The sequence below is a fragment of the Tautonia sociabilis genome (assembly GCF_003977685.1).
Classification (GTDB): Bacteria; Planctomycetota; Planctomycetia; order Isosphaerales; family Isosphaeraceae; genus Tautonia; species Tautonia sociabilis.
The window spans coordinates 57,840-84,346 of sequence record NZ_RYZH01000004.1; the positions used below are offsets into that span (position 1 = coordinate 57,840).

General features: G+C 71.5%; 15 protein-coding genes, 1 tRNA gene and 1 pseudogene. 8 read left to right on the plus strand and 9 right to left on the minus strand.

The annotated features are described in order from the left end of the window. Positions 1 to 73 precede the first annotated feature (73 nt). From TsocGM_RS03215 to TsocGM_RS03225, 3 genes are read right to left on the minus strand one after another with little or no spacing between them, the layout of a single operon-like run. Positions 74 to 1,990 carry a DNA gyrase/topoisomerase IV subunit B gene (locus TsocGM_RS03215; RefSeq protein WP_126723876.1) on the minus strand — a complete coding sequence of 639 codons (1,917 nt, stop codon included), beginning with the start codon at positions 1,988 to 1,990 and terminating at the stop codon, positions 74 to 76. A gap of 45 nt (positions 1,991 to 2,035) precedes the next feature. Continuing rightward, positions 2,036 to 2,314, minus strand: coding sequence for a hypothetical protein (locus tag TsocGM_RS03220; RefSeq protein ID WP_126723877.1), 279 nt, complete (start codon positions 2,312 to 2,314; stop codon positions 2,036 to 2,038). A gap of 25 nt (positions 2,315 to 2,339) precedes the next feature. Beyond that, the gene (locus TsocGM_RS03225) at positions 2,340 to 4,814 is read right to left on the minus strand and encodes a DNA gyrase/topoisomerase IV subunit A (RefSeq protein ID WP_126723878.1); all 2,475 of its coding nucleotides are present in this window, start codon (positions 4,812 to 4,814) and stop codon (positions 2,340 to 2,342) included. 682 nt (positions 4,815 to 5,496) lie between these two features. On the opposite strand from TsocGM_RS03225, the gene TsocGM_RS03230 reads away from it, so the two are divergent. The 4 genes from TsocGM_RS03230 to TsocGM_RS03245 all read left to right on the plus strand — a co-directional run bounded on the left by TsocGM_RS03230 (position 5,497) and on the right by TsocGM_RS03245 (position 10,091). Next, positions 5,497 to 5,937: a ribosome-binding factor A gene (locus TsocGM_RS03230; RefSeq protein ID WP_126723879.1), complete on the plus strand. Its 441-nt coding sequence runs from the start codon at positions 5,497 to 5,499 to the stop codon at positions 5,935 to 5,937. Between the two features lie 368 nt (positions 5,938 to 6,305). Further along, the gene (locus TsocGM_RS03235; RefSeq protein WP_126723880.1) at positions 6,306 to 7,004 is read left to right on the plus strand and encodes a hypothetical protein; all 699 of its coding nucleotides are present in this window, start codon (positions 6,306 to 6,308) and stop codon (positions 7,002 to 7,004) included. A gap of 745 nt (positions 7,005 to 7,749) precedes the next feature. After that, entirely contained in the window at positions 7,750 to 8,409 is a 660-nt protein-coding gene (locus tag TsocGM_RS03240; RefSeq protein WP_126723881.1) for a hypothetical protein, read from the plus strand. Positions 8,410 to 8,630: 221 nt separating this feature from the next. Next, the gene (locus TsocGM_RS03245; RefSeq protein ID WP_199756694.1) at positions 8,631 to 10,091 is read left to right on the plus strand and encodes a sulfatase family protein; all 1,461 of its coding nucleotides are present in this window, start codon (positions 8,631 to 8,633) and stop codon (positions 10,089 to 10,091) included. A 238-nt stretch (positions 10,092 to 10,329) separates the two neighbouring features. Here TsocGM_RS03245 and TsocGM_RS03250 read toward each other — a convergent pair. The 3 genes from TsocGM_RS03250 to TsocGM_RS03260 form a co-directional block, all read right to left on the minus strand. After that, positions 10,330 to 10,403: transfer RNA gene (locus TsocGM_RS03250), tRNA-Ile, on the minus strand. 541 nt (positions 10,404 to 10,944) lie between these two features. Continuing rightward, positions 10,945 to 12,066, minus strand: a complete 1,122-nt coding sequence (locus tag TsocGM_RS03255; RefSeq protein ID WP_126723882.1) for an MlaD family protein — start codon at positions 12,064 to 12,066, stop codon at positions 10,945 to 10,947. Between the two features lie 284 nt (positions 12,067 to 12,350). Then, entirely contained in the window at positions 12,351 to 13,718 is a 1,368-nt protein-coding gene (locus TsocGM_RS03260; protein WP_126723883.1) for a Gfo/Idh/MocA family protein, read from the minus strand. 409 nt (positions 13,719 to 14,127) lie between these two features. Here TsocGM_RS03260 and TsocGM_RS27505 point away from each other — a divergent pair, with 409 nt between their 5' ends. The 3 genes from TsocGM_RS27505 (at position 14,128) to TsocGM_RS03275 (ending at position 19,366) form a co-directional block, all read left to right on the plus strand. Continuing rightward, complete coding sequence (locus tag TsocGM_RS27505; protein ID WP_126723884.1) at positions 14,128 to 16,044, plus strand: RNA polymerase sigma factor; 1,917 nt, start codon at positions 14,128 to 14,130, stop codon at positions 16,042 to 16,044. A gap of 460 nt (positions 16,045 to 16,504) precedes the next feature. Then, a complete protein-coding gene (locus tag TsocGM_RS03270; RefSeq protein WP_126723885.1) occupies positions 16,505 to 17,776 on the plus strand; it encodes a PQQ-dependent sugar dehydrogenase in 1,272 nt (423 codons plus the stop codon). Positions 17,777 to 17,989: 213 nt separating this feature from the next. Then, positions 17,990 to 19,366, plus strand: coding sequence for a S41 family peptidase (locus tag TsocGM_RS03275; protein WP_126723886.1), 1,377 nt, complete (start codon positions 17,990 to 17,992; stop codon positions 19,364 to 19,366). Between the two features lie 107 nt (positions 19,367 to 19,473). On the opposite strand, the gene TsocGM_RS03280 is transcribed toward TsocGM_RS03275, so the two are convergent. Then, the gene (locus tag TsocGM_RS03280) at positions 19,474 to 22,647 is read right to left on the minus strand and encodes a cellulose binding domain-containing protein (RefSeq protein ID WP_158633352.1); all 3,174 of its coding nucleotides are present in this window, start codon (positions 22,645 to 22,647) and stop codon (positions 19,474 to 19,476) included. 941 nt (positions 22,648 to 23,588) lie between these two features. Here TsocGM_RS03280 and TsocGM_RS26775 point away from each other — a divergent pair. Then, positions 23,589 to 24,128 (plus strand): annotated as a pseudogene (locus TsocGM_RS26775) (DUF433 domain-containing protein); the annotation flags it as partial. Between the two features lie 141 nt (positions 24,129 to 24,269). Here TsocGM_RS26775 and TsocGM_RS03290 read toward each other — a convergent pair. Together TsocGM_RS03290 and TsocGM_RS03295 are read right to left on the minus strand one after the other, a co-directional pair. Continuing rightward, complete coding sequence (locus TsocGM_RS03290; protein WP_126723889.1) at positions 24,270 to 25,445, minus strand: pyridoxal phosphate-dependent aminotransferase; 1,176 nt, start codon at positions 25,443 to 25,445, stop codon at positions 24,270 to 24,272. Between the two features lie 231 nt (positions 25,446 to 25,676). Continuing rightward, on the minus strand, positions 25,677 to 26,477 hold the full coding sequence (locus tag TsocGM_RS03295) for a hypothetical protein (protein ID WP_126723890.1): 801 nt from the start codon (positions 26,475 to 26,477) through the stop codon (positions 25,677 to 25,679). Positions 26,478 to 26,507: the final 30 nt, after the last annotated feature.

Below are 26,507 nucleotides of genomic sequence, written 5' to 3' on the forward strand. Positions count from 1 at the left end.
GGGCGCACCAAGAGCGGCCCGAACCGCGGCCGTTCGGAGCGGCCCGAACCGCGGCCGTTCGGTGGGCATGCAATCAGATGTCGATATCTCTGGCCGAGTACGCTTCTTCCATGATGAACTTGAACCGAGCCTCCGGCTCCTTGCCCATCAGGTCGGAGACGGTGTGGTCCGTGTAGGGGCGGTCCTCGTCGGGCACGCAGACGCGGAGCAACCGGCGGCGGGAGGGGTCGAGCGTGGTTTCAAAGAGGAGCTTGGCGGGCATCTCGCCGAGCCCCTTGAAGCGGGTGATGGTGTACTTGGCGTTCTTGGGCAGCTTCGCCAGAATCGCGTCGCGCTGGCGGTCGTCGGCGGCCCAGTAGTTCTCCTTGCCGTGGGAGACCTTGTACAGCGGCGGGCAGGCGAGGTAGACCCGGCCGGCGTCGAGCAGGCCGGGGAGGTGGCGGTAGAAGAAGGTGAGCAGCAGGGTGGCGATGTGGTGGCCGTCGCTGTCGGCGTCGGTGAGCAGGATGATCTTGCCGTAGCGGAGGCGGGCGGGGTCGTAGTGCTCGTCCAGGCCGCAGCCGAGGGCGGAAACCAGGTCGGTCAGCTCCTTGTTCTCCAGGAGCTTCCCCTTGGTGGCCTGCTCGGCGTTGAGGACCTTGCCGCGCAGGGGGAGGATGGCCTGGATGTGGCGGTCGCGTCCTTGCTTGGCGGAGCCTCCCGCCGAGTCGCCCTCGACGATGAACAGCTCGGAGCGCTCGGGGTCGGTGCTGTCGCAGTCGTGGAGCTTGCCGGGGAGGTTCAGGCGGTTGCTGATGGCCGTCTTGCGGCGGACCTGGCTGGCGGCGGCCCGGCTGGCCTCCCGGGCCTTCGCGGCCTGGATCACACGGTGGACGACGGCATCCGCCACGCTCTTGTTCTTGAGCAGGAAGTCCTCGAGCCGGGGCCGGACCATCGAATCGACCAGGGCGCGGACCTCGGGGTTGTTCAGCCTTCCCTTGGTCTGCCCCTGGAACTGCGGCTCTCGGACGCAGACCGAGAGCACCGCGGTGAGCCCCTCCCGAATGTCCTCGGCCTTGATCTCGGGCCCTTTCTTCGCCAGCTCGTGGTCCTTGATGAACTTCTGCACGGCGGCTCGGACCGCCTCGCGCAGGCCGCTCTCGTGCGTGCCGCCGTCCCGGGTGGGGATGGTGTTGACGAAGGAGCGGATGTCCTCGTCGGTGGCCTCGGTCCAGGCCAGGGCGACCTCCAGGCGCAGGTCCTCCTCCTCCCGCTCCAGCACGAAGGGGGAGGGGGCCACTCGGGTATCCTGCCGAGCCGCGTTCACGGCCTCCAGGAAGTCGCTGACCCCGCCGTCGTGGCGGAACTCGACGGTGGTGCCGGCGCGCTGGTCGACGAACTGGATCGACAGTCCCTTGTTCAGGTATGTCTTGACTTCCAGGCGCTCGGCGATGAGGTTCGCGTCGTAGGTCGAGTCGACGAAGATCTCCGGGTCGGGCGTGAAGGTGACGGTCGTGCCCGAGCCCCGGGCCGGTTCGCCGCGCTCGACCCCGCCCAGCGGCTTGCCGCGCCGGTAGCGCTGGGTCCAGTGGTAGCCGTCGCGGCGGACCTGCACCTCCAGCGTCTCGCTCAGCGCGTTGACGACGCTGGCGCCCACCCCGTGCAGGCCGCCGGCCACCTTGTAGGCGTCGTTGTCGAACTTGCCGCCGGCGTGCAGGGTGGTGAAGATCACCTCCAGCGCGCTCTTGCCCGTCTTGGCGTGCACGTCGGTCGGGATGCCTCGGCCGTTGTCGGAAACCGAGCAGGTCTTGCCGTCCTTCGACAGGGTGACGACGATCCTCGAGGCGTGGCCGTTCATCACCTCGTCGATCGCGTTGTCGACGATCTCCCAGAGCAGGTGGTGCAGCCCCGCCTTGTCCACGCCGCCGATGTACATGCCGGGGCGGCGGCGGACGGCCTCGAGCCCTTCGAGGACGGTGATCGAATCGGCGGTATAGGTTCCGGTGGCCATGCGTCTTTCCATCCTCGTCGGGTCGCGTCTGGTCCCGGCGGCTGGTCAGCGATCCGTCTTGTGTTCGAGTGTTCGGGCCTCGTCGGCGCGTCGTTCCTGAATCGTCGGCTCGCCGAGGAAGCGGCGGGGGTTGCCGCACATCCAGCAGGAGCAGGAGGCGAGATGGTCGTGGGCCTTGCGGGCGAAGGTGTCTCGCTCCCGGTCGGACATCCCCAGGAACCTCAGGGCGCGGCGGGCCCGCTCGATCATCCGGCTGCGGTGGTGGCGGCGGGCGGCCCGGCCCCGGTTGGCGGGGGGCAGGCCGCTTCGGCTCGGATCGCCCACGGGGGGACCTCCCTCGATTTCCGAGTTATTGCTCCACCTGGTCGACCGGCGGGACCGGCGTCGCCTCGGGCGGGAGGACCTCGGCGATCGAGCCGCGCTGCATGATCGCGTAGCCCTTGCCGCCCCGGCCGGTGACGGGGTACTTCGAGGCCCGCAGCGACTGGATCGCCCCCCGGCTGGTGCGGAGCTCCAGCCCGTCTGCCCGGGCGCCGGCGAGGGTGAAGCCGAGCACTCGGTCCTTGGCGTCGAGCCGAACGGCGGTCACTCCCTTGGCGATGCCGGACACCACGTTCACCTCGTCGACCGGGAAGACCAGCACGCGGGCCGATCGGGTGACGAGGCAGACGTTCTCCGAGCCGTCGGAGGGCTCGACGCCGATCACCGCGTCGTCGGGGAAGGCGGGATCGAGCCGGACGATGCCGCGCCCCTTCCGGGTGGAGACCGGCGCGACGTAGCCGAGCGAGAAGCGGAGCGTCTTGCCCCCGGCCGTCAGCGCCACGCCGAAGGGCGGGGGGGCCGACTTGCCGTCGCCGTTGCGGTCGCGGTGGCCGTCGCCGTTGCTGCCGTTGCGGTCGGGTTGCAAGTCGGCGTCGAGGTAGCCCTGGTGGGCCTTGCCGTTGCGGGGGGCCGGCGGCTTCGGGGTCGGCAGGCAGCGGGGGTCGTGGCAGACGACGCCGACGATCGCCTCCTGGTCCTCGAAGGCGAACTGGCGGTGGATCGGCTCGCCGTGGCCGGTGGTCATGCCGATGTCGTTGACCCGGATCGTGTAGGCGATCCCCCTGGTTGTGAAGAAGGTGATCGTCTGCCGGGCTCGGCAGCGGAAGACCCAGCCGACCCGGTCCTCGTCCCGGACTCGGATGCTGGCCACGTCGGTGAACGACTTCTGGCGCTTGACCCAGCCGTCCCGGGTGACGATGACCCAGGCGTCCTCGTCGACGATGTAGTCTTCCTCGCGGAACTCGACCGCCTCGACCGGCCCCTCGACCGCCGTGCGGCGGGCGTCGCCGTATTTCTTGGCGATCGCCTTGATCTCGTCCCGGATCAACGACCAGCGGGCCCCCTCGTCGGCGAGCAACCCCTCCAGCTCGGCGGCCCGGGCGCGCCGGTCCTTCAATTCGCCGAGGATGTCCTGGATCTCGAGCTTGCCCAGGCGATAGAGCTTCGTCTCCAGCACCGCGTCGGCCTGGGCCTCGGAGAGCCCGAAGCGGCTCATCAGCTTCGGGGCGGCGTCGGCCTTGCCGTCGCTGGCCCGGATGATCCGGATCGCCTCGTCGAGGTTGTCGAAGACGATCGCGAAGCCTTCGAGGATGTGGATCCGCTTCCGGACCGCGTCCAGCTCGTGCTGGAGCCGCCGGGTGACGACGTCCATGCGGAAGTCCAAAAAGTGGACGAGCATGGACTTCAGGTCCAGCCGGGCCGGTACGGCCACCTCGGCCCCGGCGGCCGGCTGGAGGCAGGTCATGTTGACGTTGAAGTTGTTTTGCAGCGGCGTGTTCTTGAACAGGTAGGCCAGGGCCGCGTCCGCGTTGGCGCCGGGCTTCAGCTCGAGCACAATCCGGATGTCGTCGGTGCTCAGGTCCTTGACGTTCGTCAGCTGCGGAACCTGCCCCTTGCCGATCAGGTCGCCGATCCGGAGCACCAGCGCATCCTTCTCGACGGCGTAGGGGATCGACGTGATGATGATCCGGTTCGGGTGCTCCGGGTCCCGCTCGTAGGTCCCCCGGAGCTTGATCGTGCCCTGGCCGGTGGCGTAAATCTGTCGAAGCTCGTCGGCGCTGTTGAGGATGACGCCGCCGCCGGGGAAGTCCGGGCCCTGGATGGACTTCAGCAGCTTCTCGACCGGCAGGTCCCGGTCCCGGTCCAGCAGGGCGATCAGCGCCGCGCAGACCTCCTTCAAATTGTGCGGCGGGATGTTCGTCGCCATGCCGACGGCGATGCCCGAGGTGCCGTTGATCAGCAGGTTCGGCACCTGGGCGGGCAACACGATCGGCTCGTCGGCGGTCGAGGCGTAGTTCGGGCGGAAGTCGACCGTGCCCTCGCGCAGCTCGGTCAGCAACTCCTGGGCGATCGGAGTCAGGCGGCACTCGGTGTACCGCATGGCCGCCGGCGGGTCGCCATCGACGGAGCCGAAGTTGCCGTAGCCCTCGATCAGCGGGTAGCGGAGGCTGAACGGCTGCGCCATCCGCACCAGGGCGTCGTAGATCGACTGGTCGCCGTGCGGGTGATACGTCTTCATCGCCTCGCCGACGACGGCGGCGCTTTTGATATAGCGGCCGTCGGCCGTCACGCGCAGGTCGGCCCACATGGCGTACAAGATCCGGCGCTGCACCGGCTTCAGCCCGTCACGAACGTCCGGCAGGGCCCGAGACGTGATCACGCTCAAGGCGTAATTCAGATACCGCTCTCGCGTCGCCTCGGCCAGCGGGACGACCTCGATCACCTCGTTGCGCCCGGCCCCCTCGCCGCGGCCATCGCCATGGTTCTGCCGTCTTCGGGCCATGCTCTCGCCTCGTGCTCGGACGATCGGGCCCGCCCGGCCCGCCGGTCCCTCCCTCCGGTCCCGTACTGTACGATAATTCGATCGTCCGGCCAGTGCAAGTGAATTGAGTGTACAAAGATATCGGTTTCGCGGTCCAGTCGTCCCCCGGGGGCCGCCACCGGCCCTGCCGTCGAGGAATCGGAGCGGTCCGGCGACCGACCGGGATCGCGGGCCGGCTGGCCCTGGGGTGATGGCTCCGGACGGCTCGGCGATCGGCGGCGGGCGCCTCCCGGATGGTCCGTCGGCGCCGGGATCGGCGGTCGGCCGAGGCCGACGTCCGGCAGGAGATTCGAGCCCGGCTGCCGGGAGGAGACGACGGCCGAGCCGCCGGGGGGCGGCTTGATCGGACGACCTGGCGAGCTATGATGGGCGGGGAGGGGAGTCCCCCCGAACCCGATCCGCCCGGCACGTCTCCGGATCCTCGGACTCCTTCGAAACGGAACAGGAGGCCCGCGATGCGACGCGACCGACCCCGATCGGCGACGCGGGCCCGACGGCCCCGCCTCCCCCATCGGCCCGGCACCGGGTCGGACTGAACGGAACCGACCTCCTCCCCAGCCGTCCCGTCTCATCGCGGCCCCATCGACCGACCGGCGACCCTCGGGCCGAGACGCCCGCCGGTCCTCGCGAGAGGAAAGCTCCCATGTCCTCGCGCAAGAAGCTCCCCCGAGGCGCGGTCGACCCCCGGCGCGTCTTCGCCCCCGGCCCCGGCCCCGGCCCCGGCCCCGGCCGATCCGGGCCGAAGAACGGTCGCAAGACGATGCAGCTTTGCTCTCAGGTCCAGCGGACCGTCGAGCAGGTGATCCTCGGCGACCTCGACGACGACGTGCTGCGCAACCTCTGCGTTCTCTCCGTCGAGCCGGCGCCGGACGACTCCCGGCTGCTGGTCACGGTCGGGCCGTTCGCCCCGAACGTGCCGGTCGACCCGCTGAAGGTGATGGAGCACCTCGGCGCCGCCTCGGGGCACATCCGCTCGGAGGTCGCCGCCGCGATCACCCGGCGCAAGACGCCCACCTTGATCTACCAGGTCGCCCCTCCCGGCCCCCCGCCGGGATCGCCGCCGAGCCCGGTGTCCCAGGCCTAAGTGGCGGGTGCCCTTCGGCCGAAACCAGGAGGAGGAGCCATCGCCATCGCCATCGCCATCGGTACGCCGAGGATCCCTCGCGATCGCTCGACGCCGGCGCCGACTCGAAATCGGCGTCGACGTGTCGAAGTCGACGTCGGCCCGGGAACCAGCCCTCCCTCGGCGATCGAGCAAGGGGACCGGCCCATGCGGACGAACCGATTCCGGGCGGCTCGCCCACTCGGCCCCCGTGATGGGGTCGAGCCGGATCGGTCGACATTGCGACGCCGGGGGCCTAGGATGGAGAAGGATCGAGAACGCCCGATCCGACACGTCCGCTCCGCCCCTCGACACAATCAGGTCCGATTCCCGGACCGGAGGGTCGACCGATGCGACGGTTGCTCGTCCTGCCGCTCTGGGCTGTGATCGCGGCCCCGGTCCATGCCCAAAGTTTCGCGCCGGCCCAGTCCCGGGCCGCCGAGCCCCCTCCCCCTCGCCTCCGGGTGCTGGCCGGGGACACCCAGCCGGGAGCGGCGATCGGAGGAAATCGGCCGGTGCTGAGCAACGGGATGCCGGTCCCTGTTCCTCTGGGCCTGGCCGGGCCCGGCCAGCCCAACGGCGTGCTGTTCGCCCGGGTTCCCACCTCCGGCGCCACCGTCTCGGTGTCCCCCTCGGCCATCGCCAACGGCACCCGACTGTACACCTACACCAACGCCAACGGCGGGCTGGAGTCGGTCCTCTACGACCCCGGCACCGGGGCGACGGTCGTCTACGACCAGTCGGTCAGTTTCAGCCTCCAGGGGAGTCCCGGCTCGATCGGGCCCGGAGGGACCCCGAGGACCGGCGACGACTCGGCCGCCGGCTTCATCAACAACCCGAGCTTCAGCCTCCAGCCCGGCCAGGCGGTCCCCACCTCGGGCATCCCGCTGCTGAACCAGGCGATGCCCTCCTACGACTTCCGCGGCAACCTCGGCCTCGGAACCCCCGCGACCTCCGGCCCGGCGACCCCCTCCCCCTTCGCCGGTACCCCGATGCAATCCGTCAGCTCCCCCTCCCCCGGGCCGAGCTTCAGCATCACTCCCCCGTGATCCCGGTCGAGGAGTCTCGGCCCGCTCCGGAGGCCGGCGGCTCCCGGCTGGTGTGCTCGAACGTCGGATCGTTGGCTCGGGGAAGAGGCGAGTCTCCCCCAGTCCCGCCAGCCGCTCAACGCGGGAGTCGACCCCACTCCCGCATCTCGTCCGTTCCCCTGGAGGCCAGTCCCTCGGCGCCCCGTCCCGAATCGGACCGGCCCCGGACCCCTCCAGTCGCCGTCGCCGATGCCATCGCGGTCAAATCGCCGAGCTCGCTCCCACCCGGTCGGCCGCCGCCGATCAGGGCCGATCGCGAGGATCGCCCCCGAGGCCGCGTCCCTCTCCCCCCCAAGGGGGGGAGGGCGGGCGATCGGACTCCTCCCGGCCCCCGGTCGCATCGGGGACGTTCCCGTTCCCGTCGTCGGGCCCGGAGTCCTGGTTCGGCCCGCCGACCGGCATGATCGAGGCCGAGCGGACGTAGAACTCCCAGGCGGTCCAGGCTGCTGTAGCCCGCATTTTTCCCTGACGTGACCAGTTTACGGAGTCGGCATTGGTCCCGGAGTCCGGCCAGATTCTCCGAGCGGACGACCAGGAGGAATCCGGGCGATTCGGCCGATTCTTCGGAAATTTTGCAAAATCGCTGGATTGCCCAAATTGGAGGCGTTATATACTGGAGCAGACCTCGGCTGCGAGCCGCGGCAGCGCGGTATTCGGTCGGAGGTAGTCGACTACGAGTCCCGAGAATCCGAGGAGCTCGCAAGAGATGTCCATCCGTCACTTCGTCCGCGGCGTGGCCGCTGCCGCGGTCCTGGGCTGGTTCGGCTCGGCGGCCGACGCCCAGTCCAAGCAGATGCCGACCCCGCAGGCGCCGGCCAAGGCGGCTCCGGCCCCGCAGGCTCCCGCCAAGGCCGCTCCGGCTCCGGCTCCGGCCCCGCAGGCGCCGGCCAAGGCGGCTCCGGCTCCGCAGGCGCCGGCCAAGGCCGCTCCGGCCCCGGCTCCGCAGGCGCCGGCCAAGGCGGCTCCGGCTCCGGCCCCGCAGGCGCCGGCCAAGGCGGCTCCGGCTTCGGCCCCGGCTCCGGCTCCGCAGGCGCCGGCCAAGGCCGCTCCGGCCCCGGCTCCGGCCCCGCAGGCTCCCGCCAAGGCCGCTCCGGCCCCGGCTCCGCAGGCGCCGGCCAAGGCCGCTCCGGCCCCGGCTCCGCAGGCGCCGGCCAAGGCCGCTCCGGCCCCGGCTCCGGCTCCGCAGGCTCCCGCCAAGGCCGCTCCGGCCCCGGCTCCGGCTCCGCAGGCTCCCGCCAAGGCCGCTCCGGCCCCGGCCCCGCAGGCTCCCGCCAAGGCCGCTCCGGCTCCGGAGGCTCCCGCCAAGGCGGCTCCGGCCCCGGCTCCGGCTCCTCAGGCGCCGGCCAAGGCCACCGGCCAGGCCTGATCGGCTTCGGCTCGTCGGTCGGATTGGACCTCCCGGTTCGGTCGGAGGCGACCGGATCGATGCCGCTCTCGCGCCCAGGCCCCGGGAATCGACCCGGGGTCTGGGCGTTTGGCGTGGGGGAGTCGGGATTTGACGGCCGGCGCCGGTCATCCGATCATGGCGGCTGGTCGCGACCCGATCCCGGGAGGGCTCCGGTCGGGGCGGCCGGGGAGTCGGATCGCATGGGAACGATGGTCCTCCTGCTCTCGGCCCTGCCGGCGATCGGAGGCGTCGGCGATCCTCCGCTTCCGCGGTCTCCGGATCGGCCCCACGTGCTGCTGATCCTGCTCGACGACCTCGGCTACGGCGACCTCGGCTGCTTCAACCCCGACGCCCGGACCCGGACGCCTCACATCGACCGCCTGGCCGCCGAGGGGATCCGCTTCACCGACGCCCACGCGCCGGGATCGGTCTGCGTCCCCTCGCGCTACGGCCTGCTGACCGGCCGCTATCCCTGGCGCGCCGAGCTGTCCTGGACCGAGCGCGCCGTCATCGAGCCGGGGAGGAAGACGATCGCCTCGATCCTCCAAGAGGCCGGCTACGCCACCTCCCTGGTCGGCAAGTGGCACCAGGGCTTCGACGGCGGCATCGACTTCGCGTCCGACGCTCCCCTGTCCGGCGGCCCGGTCGACCGCGGCTTCGACGCCTTCTTCGGGATGCACGCCTCGCTCGACATCCCCCCGTACTTCTTCATCCGGGGGAACCGAGCCGTCGCCGCCCCCTCCGGGACGATCGCCGACCACGTCAGCCCCGAGCCCTGGACCCGCATCCAGGGGGCCTTCTGGCGAGGAGGGCCGATCTCTCCCGACTTCCGGATGGCCGAGGTCCTCCCCCGATTCGCCGACGAGGCCGTCTCCGAGCTGACTCGACGGGCCGAGAGCGCCGCCGACCGGCCGTTCTTCCTCGAACTCGCCCTGACCGCCCCCCACACCCCCTGGCTGCCGAGCCCTCGGTTCGAGACGGACGGCCCGACCGGGCTCTACGGCGCCTTCGTCGCGAACGTCGACGCCGAGGTCGGCCGGGTGCTCGACGCCCTCGACCGCCTCGGCCTGCGCGACTCGACGCTGGTCGTCCTCGCCAGCGACAACGGCCCGGTCTGGTACCCCAAGGACGTCGATCGCACCGAGCACCGCGCCGCCGGCCCCTTCCGGGGCATGAAGGGGGATGCCTGGGAAGGGGGCCACCGCATACCTCTAATCGTCCGATGGCCCGGCATCGCCCCCGCCGGCACCTCCTGCGACGCCCTCTGCTGCTTCACCGACCTGATGGCCACCCTCGCCGCCCTGGTCCGCCTCGACCTCCCCGACGACGCCGGCGAGGACAGCGTCAACCTCCTGCCCCTCTGGCGAGGCGAGGTCCCCGAGCGGCCGATCCGGGAGTCGCTCGTCGTCCAGTCCTCCAGCGGGGTGCTCGCCGTCCGCCAGGGGGACTGGGTCCTCATCCCCTCCCTCGGCAGCGGCGGCTTCTCCGATCCCCGCCGCGTTCCCCCCGAGCCCGGCGGCCCCACCGGCCAGCTCTACGACCTCTCCACCGACCCCGGCCAGCAGCACAACCGCTTCCTCGACCGCCCCGACGTCGTCGCCCGGCTCTCCTCCCTCCTCGACCGCCTCCGCCAGGACGGCCGGAGCCGCCCCCGAGAGTGACCGGCGCCGGATTGTGCTGATGGCGCACCAAACCTCCGGCGCGGCCGGGTTTGGGTCGACCCCGGTTGGTGGGCCGGCGGGATGGATCGGAGGGGATTCCCGGTGATCGTCTCGGCTTGGGTGCGCGTCGCCGAGGAGCTTTGGTGGGAGCACACCCACCGTCGGGCTGCCTTCGGACCGCGATGCCGATGACCGGCGGGCACACGCAAGACGTGTTCGGCGTGTGACTTGAGGCGAATGGGCGCACCAGGATTCGAACCTGGGACCTCACCCTTATCAGGGGTGCGCTCTGACCAACTGAGCTATGCGCCCGAGGAGTGCGGGTACGAGGGCGATTGTACCCGAGCCGGACGGGGAGTCAACCGTCCGGCGACCTGAGTCGTGCCCTCGGGGGATTCGGTGAGGCCCCGGTCGAGGGGACGACGCGCCTGGGGAGTGCGTCGCCTGGGGCCGGCCTTCGCCCTGCTGCCGGGGGCATCGTTGCCGGATTCCCGAGTCGATCGCCGGAGGTGTTTGGGATCGTCGCGCGGGGCTTCTCGGCTGAGGGCCGCGTCCGGGGCGTCGGGGGCTCTTCGCCCCGCCCCGCCCCGGGCCGTGGTTCCCGACCCCGGCCGCGCCGACGGTTCGCGGTTCGGTGTCGCTGAACGTGCATCGCCCGGAGGCGGGCCGACCGGGGCCGGCCCTCGGCCGTCGTCCAGGAGATCCGGCCGGGGGGAGAGGACGAGGGACGCTCCCCGGCCTCCCCGATCGTCCCTCGTCGGCTTTTCGAGACCTGCGGGCGCTCCCGGCGTCCCGCTCGGGGGAGGGCCGGGAGAGCCGCCGGGCAGGGGAGGAGGGAAGCAGGAGCGGGGGGTCAGCGGCCGTTGAGGACGCCGGTGGTGATGAGGCCGGGATCCCGGTTGATGCGGTCGGCGAAGGAGCCGAAGGTGCGGAGGACGGCGCGGGCGTCGTTGACCGTGGCGTCGGCGGATCGGAGGACGAGCATCAGGTCGTCGTAGAGCTGGGGGTCGGAGATCAGGCGCTGGAGGGTGCCCCGGGTGTTCAGGCGGCCCTTGCCGTCGTGGAGGTGAGCGGTGAGGACGCCGACGTCGTAGGCGATCCGGTTGGTGCGCAGGAGGATCTGGCCGAGGTTGGTGCGGGGGGTGTCGGTGGGGCCGAGCTTCAGCTCGGCGGCCACGGGCTGCAGGTCGGCGAGCACGGCGTCGAGGCGTTGGGAGGCGGAGGAGACGGTCGCCAGCGTCCGCTTGAACTGGTCCTGCGTCTCGGCGTCGAAGGCGGCGTCGAACTTCTCGGCGACGCTGCGGATGGTGGCCACGGTGGGCTTGATCTCCGACTCGTTCTCGCGGAGCACCCGGCCGAGGTCGCTGGCCACCGCCTCGACGCTCTCGCCGGTGCGGCCCCAGGTTTCGAGGAACTCCTCGAGCTTGTCGGCCTTGCCCACGACCTCGGAGAGGTTGGTGGCGGCGGCCTCGATGGCGACCATCGTGCTGTCGGCACGCTCGACGATCTTCGAGGCGTCGGTCAGCAGCAGGAACGGGTCGGTGGCGACCACGCCCTCGACCCATCGGCCGGGGCGGGCCGACTCCTCGGGGGAGTCATACGCGGTGATCGGCCCGGTCTCGGTTCCGCTTCCGGGCAGCAGGTCGATGGCCACGTCGCCGATCAGGGCCCGGCCGAGCCGGGGGACGGTGCCGGCTCGGATCGAGTATGCCGGGTCGAGCGACAGGGTGACCAGCACCCCTTCGGGCTGGTCGGCCTCGGTGAAGGTGAAGCTGAAGACCTCGCCGACCCGGACGCCGCTCTTGCGCACGGGGATGCCGCGGTCGACCCCGGGGGCCTCGGGGAAGAAGACGGTGACGTACCGCCGCTCCTGGATCAGGGCCGGGGCCTCGAACCAGACGATCAGCATCGTCAGCACCATCCCCGAGGCGATCACGAACATGCCGATCCGGAACTGCATCACGCGGTCGTTCATCTCGGGCCCCTCGTCTGGCGTCGTCTCTTCCGTGGTGTCGGTCGGCGCGGGGTCGGTCGGCCCGGCCCGGCCGGATCGATCGCTCGGTCGGTCGGCCGGACCGCCTTCTCATTATGACAGGAACCGGGGGCATCCGGCGCCGGGGACCAGGCCAGGGAACCCGCCCCCAACACCCGGATCGAGCAACGGGTTCCTGAGGGCCGCGATCGCTGCGACCCGATGCGAGACGGACCTCCGCGGGGCCAGGCGTGCGGATCGCGGTTGGGGGGCGGTGGGCCTGGGCCTCAGAGCGACCAGCCCGATCGGAAGGCAGGGGAGATCAGGCGGGCGGCCTCGGGGACGCCGGAAACGGTCATGGTCTCGGCGTCGTAGTCGATCGGGCGGCCGAGGCGGACGGCGACGTTGCCCAGCAGCATCGCCTCGGTGAGCACGGCGGCGTAGTCGAAGTTCGACAGCGGCGCGGGGCCTCCCTCGATGGCGCGGACCCATTCGCGCTTGTTGTTCAGATCGCGCTCGTCCTCGCCGCCGAGCCGCTCCAGCGTCCGCTCAGGGGGCTCGGGCAGGGCGGCGGAGGAGCCGTTCGCCCAGAGTACCTGCTCCATGCCGTAGTCGCTGGGGGAGTAGAGGACAAAGTCCTCTCCCACCAGCAGCGAGCCGCTGTCGACCGCCGCTCGGCCCTGGAAGAGCGCCGGGTCGGGCAGGTTGCGCTGACCGTCCTTCGCGCCTTCATACCAGGTCATTTTGACGGGGGGCAGGTCGCCCCGGGCGGGGAACTCGTAGGTGATGGTGGCCCAGGCGGGGTAGGTCTCGGGGTTGATCGGGCCGGACTGGGCGGAGACTCGGGTCGGGTAGCCGAGCTGCAGGCCCATGAAGGGGAGGTTGGCGGTGTGGCAGGCCATGTCGCCGAGCGAGCCGGTGCCGAAGTCCCACCAGCCCCGCCAGTCGTGCGGGTGGTAGACCGGGTGATACGGCCGCATGGGGGCGGGGCCGACGAACAGGTCCCAGTGGACGTGCTCGGGGACCGGGGGCGTCTCGGTCGGCCGGGAGACGATGTCGGGGGCCTGCTTCCAGTACTTGAACGGGCGGTTGGTCCAGACGTGGACCTCCGTGATCGGCCCGAGCCGGCCGGACCGGATCAGCTCGACCCCGGTGCGGAAGCCGTCGGAGGCGGTCCCCTGGTTCCCCATCTGGGTGGCGACGCCGTGGGCCCGGGCGGCCTCCATCATGGCTCGGGCCTCGGCCGGGGAGTGGGCCAGCGGCTTCTGGCAGTAGACGTGCTTGCCGAGCTTCATCGCGGCGACGGAGGCCACGGCGTGCGTGTGGTCCGGCGTGCTGACGACCACGGCGTCGAGGCGGTCTCCCAGGGTGTCGAGCAGCTCCCGGTAGTCGTGGAAGGTCTTCGCGTTGGGGTACCGCGACGCCGTCTCCTTCAGCCGGATGTCATCGATGTCGCACAGCGCGACGACCTCCCCGCACAGGCCGGCGTGGTCGGTGTCGCTCCTCCCCTTGCCGCCGACCCCGATGCAGGCGATGGCCACCCGCTGGTTCGGCGAGCGCCCCCCGGCGCGCTCTGCCCGACTGAGGATCAAAAACCCGGCCGACGCGGCGGCGGTCGATCGCAGGAACTGGCGGCGGTGCAGGCGGTGCGACATCGCGGGAGCCTCGCTCGGGAACGGAGGGAGAGAACGGCCCGATCGGCCGGCCGACTCCGGGCCGATCGGCCCGCTTCGGGATGGCCTTGCACGATACGACGCGACGACCCCCGCGCCAATCGCCGGCCGATCCGAGTCGGGGGCGATCGGCCGGCCGGCCATCGTCCGGTCGCGGGGGAGGGCTGGTTGTGCCCCCCTCCGATCGGCCCTCCGGAGCGGGACGGCCGCCGGGAGAACTCGGGGCGGCCTGGGCGATCCGGGAAAGATTCCGGCCGTTCGGGCGAACTCGGGATAGAATCGGCTCCCGGGTGCAGTATCCGGGTGGGAGCGACGGGGGCGGGCGGCCCGATCCGGATCGATCGGGCGGCCTGTCCCTCCCCGAACGCGACCGCGATCGAGGGGAAGCGCGATGGTCCGACGGCCCGAGGCGGCGACCCTGCGGGAGTTCCGCCGCCTGTTCCAGGGCGGCAGCCTTGCCGGCTTGAGCGAGGCGGAGCTGCTCCATCGGTTCGCCGAGGAGGGGGACGAGGCCGCCTTCGAGGCGATCGTCCGGCGCCTGGGACCCATGGTCCTGGGCGTCTGCCGGCGGATGCTCGGCGACCGCCACGCGGCCGACGACGCCTTCCAGGCCACCTTCCTTGTCCTCGCCCGCCGCGCCGGCGAGATCCGAGACGGCCGACGCCTGGGCCCCTGGCTCTTCGGCGTCGCCCACCGGGTCGCCCGCCGGGCTCGGTCGCGGGAGCTGCGGAGGAGGGCCCGGGAATGGTCGGAGGTCGACGACCTGCCGGGATCTCCCGAAGGGGCCGGCCCCGAGCGGTCGGAGGTCCTCGCGGCGCTGGACGACGAGATCGCCCGGCTGCCCGAAGCCCAGCGGCGGCCGATCGTGCTCTGCTACCTCTCGGGCCTGACGATCGACCAGGCGGCCGACCGCCTGGGCATCCCCGTCGGCACGGCGCGCAGCCGGTTGGCCCGGGGCCGGGACCGCCTGCGGTCCCAGCTGGCCCGCCGAGGGTTCGAGGGCCGATCGGCCCTGATGGGCCCGATGCTGGCCGCCTGGACCGGGCGCCCGAGCCCGTCCCTCCCGCTCGTGAAGCAGGCCGTGGCCCTGGCCGCCGGCGCGTCCGCCCCCGGATCGGCGGCGGCCGTCGGGCTGACCTCGGCCCCCGCATTCCTCCTCGCCCAGGGAGCCTTGCGAACCATGACGCTCTGGAAGCTCTCGACCCTCGCCGCTGGCATCGTCCCGGTGGTCGCCTTCGGCGGCTCGATCGGACTGGCCGGCGTCTCCGTGCCCAGCCTCGGCCCCGGCTCCGGCCTGCCGGCCCCCATCGCCGCCGTCGCCGCCCTCGACGACGACGACAACGACAACGACGCTGACGACGAGGACGATCACGACCAGGACCCCGCCGAGACCCGAATCGGCGAGCCTCGTCGGGCGATCCGAGTCGAGCTCCGGGGAACCCCGGACACCCCCGGGCCCCGGGCCGAGGTCGCCCGGATCGACCGCGTCGACGGCCGGGACCTCGTCGAGGTCACCCTCCGGGCCGAGGGCCCCGACCAGACGGACGCCCTCAAGCAGATCATCGCGAAGCTGGAGGCCGAGCTCGCCCGCATGAAGGAGCGGCTGGCCGAGGTCGAGGGCCGCCCCCACGACGAGGACGATGACGACGACGACGATGACGACGCCGAGCAGGCCGACCGCCACCGGGAGCGAGTCGAGGAGCTGGCCGAGCTCGCCCGCCGCCGCGCCGAGGAGATCGCCGAGATCGCCCGGGCCCACGCCGAGGAGGCCGCCCGGCAGGCCAGTCGAGAGGCCGAGCGGGCCCGCCGCCAGGTCGAGATCGCCATTCGCCAGGCCGAGGCCCATCGCGGCGAGGTCGAGGCCCGCGTCGAGGAGGCCCGCCGCCAGGCCGAGGGAGTGGCCGCCCGAGCCGCCGAGGCCGTCTCCCAGGCCCTGGAGGCCGCCGGGGACGTCGAGGTCAACGTCGAGATCCAGGCCGACGATCTCGACGATGAGGAGGGGAACATCGTCATCCTCCGCCGCTCCGAGGCTGCGGCCCCGGCCGACGGCGAGGGTCGGCGCCGGATCGTCATCCGCCGCCAGTCGGGGGACGCCCACCCCGCCCCGCCGGCCCCCCCCGAGGCCCCCTCGGCCCCGGTCGTCGCCCCGGTGCCCCCCGTCCCTCCGGTCCCTCCGGTCGTCGAGGTCCGAGCGATCGGCGGCGACCTGGAGCGTCGCCTCGGCCGGCTTGAGGAGCGGCTCGAGCGGCTCGAACGGATGGAGGAGAAGATCGACCGGCTCATCGAGGCGCTGGAAGACCGCCGCTGAGCCCGGCGACGGAAGGCCGGAGTCGTGTTCCCCTTCCATCCGCCGCGGAGGCCGGACTTGAGGCGTCCCCCGCCTCCCGTCGAGCCGGCCGTCGTTCCCTCTTGCACCCCGGTGGAACACCCCCGGCAGGCCATCGGGCCGGGGGGCCTTCGCCTCGAGCGTCGGCCCCCCGGCCCTCGGCCATTGGGAGGGAGCCGCCCGACCGGCCGGCCGGTCCGAGGAGGCCGGAGGCCGGGCGCCGGCCCGACGGCCCTCCCGATGAGGCCGGTCGGTCGTTCCCCTCGGATCCGGGCCGATGAGATGATTTGACGGCCGGGAGCCTCCCGACTCTACTAGAGAGGGGATGGACGCCCGAGGGCGGCGGGAGGGGCCGGGCGCGATCCGTCCGCGCGGCTCGCCGTCCCAGATCGGATCCCACACCGCCCGCCGACCGCATCGGAATCCCCCGGAGAGCGCAGTGATGAGGTTCTCGACGATCGCCCCGGCCCGGCTCGGCCTGCTTGCCGGCCTGGCCCTGGCCTTCGCCTGCTCCCGATCCGCGCCGGCCGCCGCGCCGTCGCCGCAGGGCGAGGCGCTGCCGAAACTGGTCACCGAGGTCGCCTTCCCCAACCTGAAGTTCGACCGGCCGGTCGTCCTTGCCTACCCGAAGGATGGCAGCAACCTGCTGTTCGTCGTCGAGCAGCACACCGCCCGGATCTTCTCCTTCCCGAACCAGGAGCACACCGACGACCTGGCCCTGTTCCTGGAGCTTCCCCGGGAGATCGGCCGGGACAACGAGGAGGGCCTGCTCGGGCTGGCCTTCCACCCGAACTTCGCCGAGAACGGCCAGTTCTTCGTCTACTACTCGGCCCGAAACCCGAGGCGGTCGGTCGTCTCCCGGTTCACCGTCTCCGAAGGGGACCCGACCAAGGCGGATCCCAACAGCGAGGTCGTCATCTGGGAGTCGGCCCCCGACCCCTACGGCAACCACAACGGCGGGCACATCGACTTCGGCCCCGATGGCTTCCTCTACATCACCCTGGGAGACAGCGGCGCCGCCGACGACCCGCTCCGCACCGGCCAGGACCCGACCGACTGGTTCGGCTCGATCCTCCGCATCGACGTCGATCACCCCGAGGGCGGCAAGCCCTACGGCATCCCCGCCGACAACCCGGCGAAGCGCGATCCGAAGTTCTCCCACTGGGCCCCCGAGGTCTTCGCCATCGGCCTGCGCAACGTCTGGAAGTTCAGCTTCGACCGCGAGAGCGGCGACCTCTGGGCCGGAGACGTTGGCCAGAACAAGTGGGAGGAGGTCGTCAAGGTCGTCAACGCGGGCAACTACGGCTGGAACGTCTACGAAGGGTTTCACCCGTTCCAGCTCCGGGGCAACCGCGTCGAGCGTTCCTCTCCCCCGCTCCCCCCGATCGTCGAGTACCCCCACCCCGAGGTGCCCGCCTCCCAGCGCCGGGGTCGCGACGACGTGGGCAAGAGCATCACCGGCGGCTACGTCTACCGCGGCGACCGCCTGCCCGAGCTTCGGGGCTACTACGTCTACGGCGACTTCGAGACCGGCCGCATCTGGGGAGTGAAGGTCGACGACCAGGACCAGGTGATCGCCACCGGAGAGCTGATCGACCTCTCCTCCCCCCGGCAGCCGAAGCTGAACATCTCCGCCTTCGGCGAGGACCCCGAGGGGAACCTCTACATCCTCGCCTTCGACGGCCGGATCCACCGCTTCCGCCCGGCCCCCTGAGCACGGAGCGATCGAGCCCGGCTCCGGGAATCCGGCGCCGGGCTCGATCCCTTCCCGGCCTCCCCCGGCCGATCCCCCCGTCCCCGGGCCGAGCCGCCAAGACTCCGGCCTTCGGGGCGAAGGACTCGGGACGATGAACCGCCGCCCGCCGGCGACCGGCGCCCCATGCCCTCCCGGGGCGCCCCGAACGCTTCCTGGAGAGGATCACGCCCCATGACCCGGCAGCCCCGCACCCTCCGTCTGCTGGCCGCGATCGGCCTGGCGTCGGCGGCTCCGACGCTGGCGACCGCCCAGGAGCCAACTGTCGAGGCCGAGGTCGGCCCCCCCGAGGCGGCCGCGACCTCCCCGAAGACGGCGCCGAGGCTCACCACGGAGCAGGCCCGGCTCAACCTCGAATCATTCGACATCGTCTGGGAGACGATCCGGGACAAGCACTTCGACCCGGACCTCAACGGCGTCGACTGGCCCTCCGTCCGAGAGGAGCTGCGTCCGAAGGTCGCCGAGGCCGAGACGATGGCCGAGGCCCGAGAGGCGATGCGGGAGATGATCGCCCGGCTGGACCAGTCGCACTTCGGCATCATCGCTGGGTCGGTCTACGAGGCGATCGACGGCGACGACGACCTGCAGCGCGGCGACGGCTCCGCCGGACTGCACGTCCGGGTGATCGACGGCGAGGCCCTGGTCGTGTTCGTCGAGCCCGGCTCTCCGGCCGAGCAGGCGGGGGTCGAGCCCGGCTGGGTGGTCGAGCAGGTGGAGGGGAAGCCGATCTCCCCGGTGCTGGAGCAGGTGGCCGAGGCCTTCGCCGAGAAGACCCAGTTCGACCTGGTCGCCGCTCGGGCCGTCGAGCGCCGGCTCGGCGGGCCGGTCGGCTCGGCGCGCACCGTCACCTTCCGAGACGGCGAGGACCACCCCGTCGAGCTCTCCCTGAGGCTGGCTCGCCCCCGAGGCACGATGATCCGGTTCGGCAACCTGCCGCCGATGCCGCTCGACTTCGAGTCCCGGATCGTCGACGGCGACATCCCGTATCTCCACTGGTCCTGCTTCTTCGACCCGGCGGGCCTGATCCCGAAGATTGGAGAGGTGATCACCTCCCACCTCGACGCTCCCGGCCTGATCCTCGACCTGCGCGGCAACCCCGGCGGCATCGGCGCGATGGCGATGGGCATCTGCGGCTTCCTCTTCGACGAGGCCGGGCAGACCCTCGGCACGATGTCGACCCGAGAGACGGACCTGAGGTTCGTCGTCTTCCCCCGCCCGCAGACCTTCACCGGACCGGTGGCCGTGCTCGTGGACGGCTGCTCCGCTTCCACCTCCGAGATCTTCGCCGGCGGCCTCCAGGATCTCGGCCGGGCCCGAGTGTTCGGCTCCCGCACGGCTGGCGCCGCCTTGCCGTCGGTGGTCACCCGGCTGCCCAACGGCGACGGCTTCCAGTACGCCTTCGCCAACTACATCTCCGCCGACGGCCAGGCCCTCGAGGGCTCCGGCGTCGTCCCCGACCACGACGTCCCTCCCTCCCGAGACGCCCTCCTCCGTGGTGAGGACCCCCCCCTCGACGCCGCCATCCGCTGGATCCGCTCCCAGGTCCGTTGATCCCCCCTCGGGGGGGTGCGATCGTCCCCACCCGAGGGGAGCGCCGCCCAAGCGACGGTCCCAGCCTCACCAGGATGCGAGGGAGCCGAGCTTCGAGCGATCCGGCCTCACGCGGAAGCGAGCACGAAGTCGGTTGGCGTGATGGTCGGGCTGGTGCGGGAGCCGACGAAGCCGAACGAGACTTCGCCGCCGGAGGCGATGTCGGAGTTCCAGGATCTCGAGCGGATCCGGTAGCGATTGCCGACGTGCTCGACGATCTCGGCGTTCCAGATCGAGGTGATCCGGCCCTCGAACGTGAACGACAGCTCCCAGCCCTGGATCGGCGAGGCGGAGGTGTTGCGGATCGCGATCGAGCCGGTGAACCCCGACCCCCAGTCGTCGTCGACCTGGAACACGATGCCAACAGGGGAGGCCGGCGCGTCGTCGTCCCGAATCGTCACCGAGGTCTCCGCGTCGGCGAGCGAGCCGCCCTGGGGATTGGTCCAGAGGACCCGGAAGCGTTCGTCGGCCTCGACATCGAGGTCGTCGAGCAGCGGGATCGCGATCGAGCCGCTTCGCGCTCCGGCGGGGATCGACAGCGTCCCGCCCGAGGCCCGGTAGTCCTGCCCGGCGGTCGCGGTGCCATCGGCCGTCTGGTAGTCGACCGAGATCACTCGATCCGACGGCCGGGAGAGCGAGACGGTGAGCATGGCCTCGCCCGACGTCTCGTCGACGACCACGTCTCCGACCCGGATCGAGGGGGGAAGCGCCTCGTTCCCACCGGAACCGAGCGGGACGGGAGCCTCGAAGTACTCCTGGACCTTCGAGATCCACCAAGAGCCGTCGGTCGGCGGCGCGCCGACGCCGTCGGTGCTCGCCCCGACGCCCGCACCGAAGAGGATCGCGTCGACCCCGGCCGCCGCCGCGTCGCCGACATGAGAACCCCAGGTGATCGTGTCTCCCGAGACGGAGACGTCCGAAAGACCGGTCCCGTTCATCGAGAAGTACTCCTGCCGGGCGCCGGTCGTCCGGAACGTGTCTCCGAGGAAGAAGGTGCCGGCCGAGTCCTCGTAGCGGGTGACCGTGTTGGAGAGGTCGGGGAATCGGCCGCTCGGGTCGTAGGGGTTGGTCGCCAGGCTGGAATTGATGTGGCCGACGGGGATCTGCCAGAGCGTCACCGGCAGCCCGGTCTCGTCGTGGAGCGTGCGGGTGAAGAGCAGGTAGTTCTGCCAGTGGTCGGCGTTCCAGAACCAGGTGGAGCCGGCCGGGTCCTGGGCGGCGCCCGGCTGGTAGCCGACGGCGTCGAGCCCGTACTTGTCGATCGAGACGAAATCGGCCCCGTGGCTCAGCACGCCCGCGTCGATGTAGTACCGGGCGATCTCGGCGGCCTCGGCGGCGATGGCCGAGCGGCCGGCCTCCAGGCCGAGGGTGTCGGTCAGGCGGATCAGCCCGGTGCTCGGGATCGAGGTGGTGATCCCCGGCGACGCCCACAGGTTGAACTGCCAGCCGAACCGGACGTTGGGGGCGTGCTTCGCGATCGTCGCGTTGATCGCCCCGACCAGACCGGCCACCGAGTTGTCGAAGCTCGGGTCGACGCCCGCCTCCAGGGCCCCGGCGTCATAGGCCGCGTCGACCCGGGCCATCACCTCGCTCGCCGGCCGACGGCCAATCTGCATCAGGTAGCCGAGAAAGTCCGGCTCCAGCACGAAACCAACCGTCTCGTCGGGGGCCATCTCCCGGATCACGTCAAGAGCGTAGGCGAGATCCGCGAAATATCCCTTCATGTAGTTGTAATCTTGAATATGATTCAGGTTCGTGGCGTAGCTCTCGACCGAGTCGGGGATGTTATACCAGACGAAGTACGGCGTCATGCCCAGCTTCAGGCTCTCGCGGAGGAAGCTCTGGAGCCGATTGCCGTTCTGCCAGGAGCGCCAGCCGTTCTCGGGGCCGCCGTTGAGGTAGATGTAACGGACGTCCATCCGCTTGTTCGTTTCCGGCTCGTCGAAGTCGCGCCAGAAGCCGAGGTCGGCGGCGGAATCCTCGCTGACCGATCCCATCGCCACATACGGGGGCATGCCCGGCAAGGCCCCCTCCGCGTCTCGGACGCGGACGCCCAGGAACCGCTCCTCGCCGGTCCCGGCGTCCTCGATCCGGACCGAGGCCCGGCCCGCCCCCAGGCCCTCCAGGACCAGGGTCGATCCGCTGACCGAAGGGGAGACCACGTCCGGGTTGTTCGTCCCGACGCGGTAGCTCGACCCCGAAACGCCGAGCGACCGCAGGTCGAAGGAGGTGGTCCCCGGGGAGATCGTCACCTGGGCCGCCTGCTCCCGGCCGTCGACGCCGGGCAGGGTGATCCGGCTCGCTCCCCCGACCACATGGACCTGCTCGGCTCCCGCCGTCGATCCGGCGGCGTTGCTCACGACGACCTGATAGGTGTTGGCCGCGTAGAAGCGGCCGGTCAGCTCGACGCTCGCCGACTGCGAGGCCGGAGAACGGTCGACGAGGTCGGCGGCGTGGACCACCTTGCCGTTCTCCAGCAGCTCCCACCGCGAGGCATTCGTGCCCGACCAGATCGTGAAGCCGACCGTGAACCTCCCATCGCTGGGGTCGGCGTCCTGGATGAACAGGCTGGGAACCGCCGGGGCGGAATCGACCGGAGCGGGCCCGTCGTCATTACGGATGGTCCCCTTGGCGCTCCCAACGGCGATTCGGGCCCCGGTCGCGTCGAAGAGGGTCACGGTGAACGTCTCGTCGGGCTCGGCGACGGTGTCGGCCACGACCGGCACGGTGATCATGGCGGTCGTCTCGCCGGGGGCGAAGGTCAGGGTGCCGACCGTCCGCTCGTAGTCGAAGCCGACCGTCGCGGTCCCATCGACCGTCGCATAGCCGACCGTCACCGGCACCTCCGCCGCTTTGCTCAGCTCCACGGCGAAGGCGATTGCGGAGGGACCCACGTTCCCCTCCGAGGCCGAGGCATCCCTGATCCGAAGCGCAGGCGCTCCCGGCGACCCGTCCAGCGGAACCCCGTTCAGCGAGAAGCCCGAGGGCTCGCGGCCGCCCGCCCCCCCCACGAAGCCGAAGCTCACCGTCCCCCCCGCCGCCAGGTCCCGGTTCCAGCTCGCCCCCTCGACCTCGAAGCGCCCCGCCGCGTCCGAAACGATCGTCGCGTCCCAGATCGAACCGATCCTCGTGTCCAGCTCGAAGCCGAGCCGCCAATCCTCGACCGCCCGCTCCGAATGATTCGTCACCGTGACGCTGGCCGTGAACCCGCTTCCCCAGTCCGAGTCGATCGCGAACGCCACCGAGATCCCGTCTCCGCTGAGGAGCCGACGCCCCTCCATCACCTCGCACGACGGCCGGCACCGAACCCGATTCCGGCGACGACGAACATCTTGTTGTGGAAACATGGAAATAACCCGACGTTTCAGTACAGTGTGTCTCCGATCCGGGCCGCGATGCCGCGACCCTCGGCAACACCGGGGGAGGAAGAACGTCCTCAGAAGGGTAGTGCATGCATTATTGCAGACGGCGGCCGGGTGCCAATCCGCCGGGCCCTGTCGTTGCCAAGAATCACCATCGGGCGGCGGCCGCATCGGGGGGGAGGTCGCCGCGATTGGGACCGGGCAGGGGGGCGGTCGCGTCCCCCTTTTGCCGAGGCGGCCGACCCTCGCCGACGATGCCCGTGGGACTCCTTCCGACGCGATCCCGACCGGATCGGGCCGTCGCTCGTTGGATTTTGTGTCCGGCCCGGCCCGATCGGCCGACAGTCTCACTAACCGGCGGGCGCGCTTCGAGCGATTCGAGGCCGACTCGCCGCCTCGCGGAGCGTCGCCTCGCGGCTGGTCGCCGGTCGAGGGCGAGAGGACCCAAGGCCGACCGGACGCGGCAGACCCGGGCCGAGGAGCGGATGGCCCGGACGACGGAGCTCCTGGCCCTCCTCACCGAGCCTCGACTCATGAGCCGCACCCGCACCCGAGCGCTCCCCCGGACGACCGACGGTCCCTCCGCTCCCTCGAATCCCGGTCCCGGGCCGGCGCCCGACGCGATCGTCCCGCCGGCGCTGGCGAACCACCCGGCGCCGGCCTCGGCGCCGACGCCGACGCCGACGCCGACGGACCCGGCCGCCGCCGGCCTGCTGCCGAAGCCCGGCCTCCTGGCCCTGCTCGACGACAACGACGAGCCGTTCGACGCCCTGGCCAGGGCCATCCTCTCCCGGATTCCCCCGGCAGACGCCGCCGGGAGGATGCTGGCCGAGCTGGTCGTGCTGGCCGCGGCCCGATGCCGGCGAGCCGCCCGGCTCGAGCCTCAGGGAGACAATCTCCCCGGCACCGACTGGTGCCGCTACCAGTCCCTGGCCGATCGTTCCCTGCGCGCCGCCCTGGCCGACCTCCGCCGACACCTCGAGCGGACCGCTCCCCCTCCCGACGACGGCCCCAGCGGCCCGAGCCCCGCTCCCCCCTCCCGCAAGCGGCCCTCCCCCAGCTCGAAGGCCGAGAACGCCGCGGTCTTCACCTCCTCTTGCTCCGCCTCCGTTCCGCCCCCCGACGCCCCCGCTCCGCCTTCGGCCGACGCCGAGCCGGCCCCCGAGCCGACGCCGGCCGAGCTGGCCGAGGCCGCCCGGGACTGGCGGTCCCGGATCGCTTTGGTGCGGAGCGTCAGCGAGGAGTGGCCGATCCTGCTCCGCCTCCGCCTCGAGGTCGAGGACGTGGCCGCCTGGCTCGCCGACGGCACTCCCGAGGACGAGCTGATGCACTGGTATCCCGGCCTGACCCTCCTCGACATCGCCGCCTGCCGCGCCTGCGACTCCGAGGGGCTCTGCGGTCCCTTCGATCCCGCCGACGGCTCCTATCCCCCCGGCCTCCCCGTGCTCGACGACCTCCCCGGCGGTCCCTCGCCCTGCCCCCCCCCGGCCGCGACTCCCCCGTCAGGCCAGCGCCCGGAGCGCTCGAAGCCGGCCGATCGCCTCGTTCAGCGTCTCGTCCCGCTTGCAGAAGCAAAAGCGGACGAACCGACGGCCGAGTTCCTTGTCCCGAAAGAAGCTCGAGCCGGGGACGGTAGCCACGCCCAGCTCCCGGACGAGGTGCCTGGCGAACGCCTCGTCGTCGGGGAGGCCGCCCACGAAGGCGGAGAAATCGGCCATGACGTAGTAGGCCCCCTGGGGAGGGTCGAAGTCGAAGCCGATCTCCAGCAAGGCTGAGCAGAAGCGATCCCTCCTGGCCTGGTAGGAGGCGGAGAGCCCGGAGAAGTACGACCTCGGCAGCCGGTACGCCGTCGCGCCGGCCTCTTGCAGCGGCGCCGCGGCTCCAATCGAGACGAAGTCGTGCATCTGCCGGAACGCCCAGCTCATCCTCGGAGGAGCCAGGATCGTTCCCACCCGCCAGCCGGTCACGCCGAAGGTCTTCGACATGCCGGATACCGTCACCGACCGCTCCCTCATCCCATCAAGTGCGGCGATGCAGACGTGTTCGCGTCCATCATAAACAAGGTGTTCGTAGATTTCGTCCGTGATCGCGACCACGTCCCACTTCCGGCACAGCGCCGCGACGTGCTCCAGCTCGTCCCGGGAGAAGACGGTGCCTGTGGGGTTGTTCGGGTTGCAGAGGACGATGGCCTTGGTTCGGTCGTTGAAGGCGGCGGCCAGCTCGTCGGGGTCGAAGGTCCAGTGCGGGGGTCGGATGGGGACGAAGCGGGGCTCGGCGCCGGCGATGACGCAATCGGGCCAGTAGTTCTCGTAGTAGGGCTGCGTCAGGATCACCTCGTCGCCCGGGTTGATCAGCGACAGCAGCGCGACGATCATCGCCTCGGTGCTGCCGCAGGTGACGGTGATCTCTTGCTCCGGGTCAACCTCCAGCCCCAGGTGCCAGGAGGCGTGCTCGGCGATCGCCTCGCGGAGGTTCTTCGACCCCCAGGTGATGGCGTACTGGTTGATGTCGTCTCGGATGGCCTTGCAGGCGGCGTCCTTGATTTCCTCGGGGGCCGGGAAGTCGGGCATCCCCTGGGCGAGATTGACGGCGCCGTACTTCCGGGCCTCGATCGACATGCCTCGGATCACGCTCTCGGTGAACCGCTCGGCCTTGCGCGACAGCAAAGGGTGTTGCATCGTCCGTCCGCCGTCCTCGCATCCGGTCCTTCCCCGGCCCGACCGTCCGGGGACGGGCATTGTCGCCGAAGGCGGCCCGCCCCCGCAACGCCCGCTGCCGTCATCGGCCCGGCGCGGAGAAGCGGGCGCCGCGGTCCGGTTCGGCGGGATCGAGCCGACGGTCTCGGGCCGATGGCGATCAAGGTCGAGCCGGCTCCTGAAGCAAGACGCTTCTCCACAAGAGTCGCTTCCTCAGGAGAGCATCCGCCACAGTTCGCCGAGCCGCCGAAGATGGCGGAGGTGGTCCTCGGCCGTGGTTCCCTTGAAGCCGAAAACCGTCAGCCGGCCGACCCGACACCGTCGGCACAGCCTCCACCCGGCTCCCCAGTCCTCATCAACGGCCTCAAACGTGCCGCCGACGTGGCGGACGAGGTCGTCGGCCGTCTCGGCGGTGCTGCCGTAGCCGTCGGGGACGAGGGCGCAGTGGCTGACGAGCATCGCCTTGGAACCAGCGGCGGCCTCGGCGGCGAAGCGGCGGAAGCCGGCCATCAACGCCGGGTCGAGCCGGCGGTCAGCGGGATCCCCCTCGTAGCCGCAATAGAGCGAATCGGCCAGGACGAGGGCGTCGATCCGGTCGAACGCCGCCGGCTGCTTGAGCAACTCTCGGACACCGCCGAACCCGGCCGAGAAGGAACTGACGATCAGCCGGCCCGCCTCCGGGTCGAGCCCCGGCCGGTGCTCCTCCAGAGCGGCTCGGGCCTCGGCGAGCAGCGTCTCGAAGCGGCTCGGATCCGAGAACGGCCGCGCGTAGGCCGCCGACAGGCCCGGCTCGTTCACCACCACCACGGCCGCCGACCAGCCGCTCTCGGCGATCGCCCGCTCCACCGCCGAGGCCGCCCCGTGCAGGTGGACGACCAGGTCGATCGGCCCCTCGGCGGCCTCGGGCAGCAAGAGCGTCCCCCCGCCGTCGAGCGGGACTCGGGCCGCGCTGCCGGGCTCCTGCTTTGCCCCGACGGGGCCCAGCAGCGCGACGATCAACATCACGGCATTCATGACGTCCTCCGTCCCCGTCGGCTCTCCGAA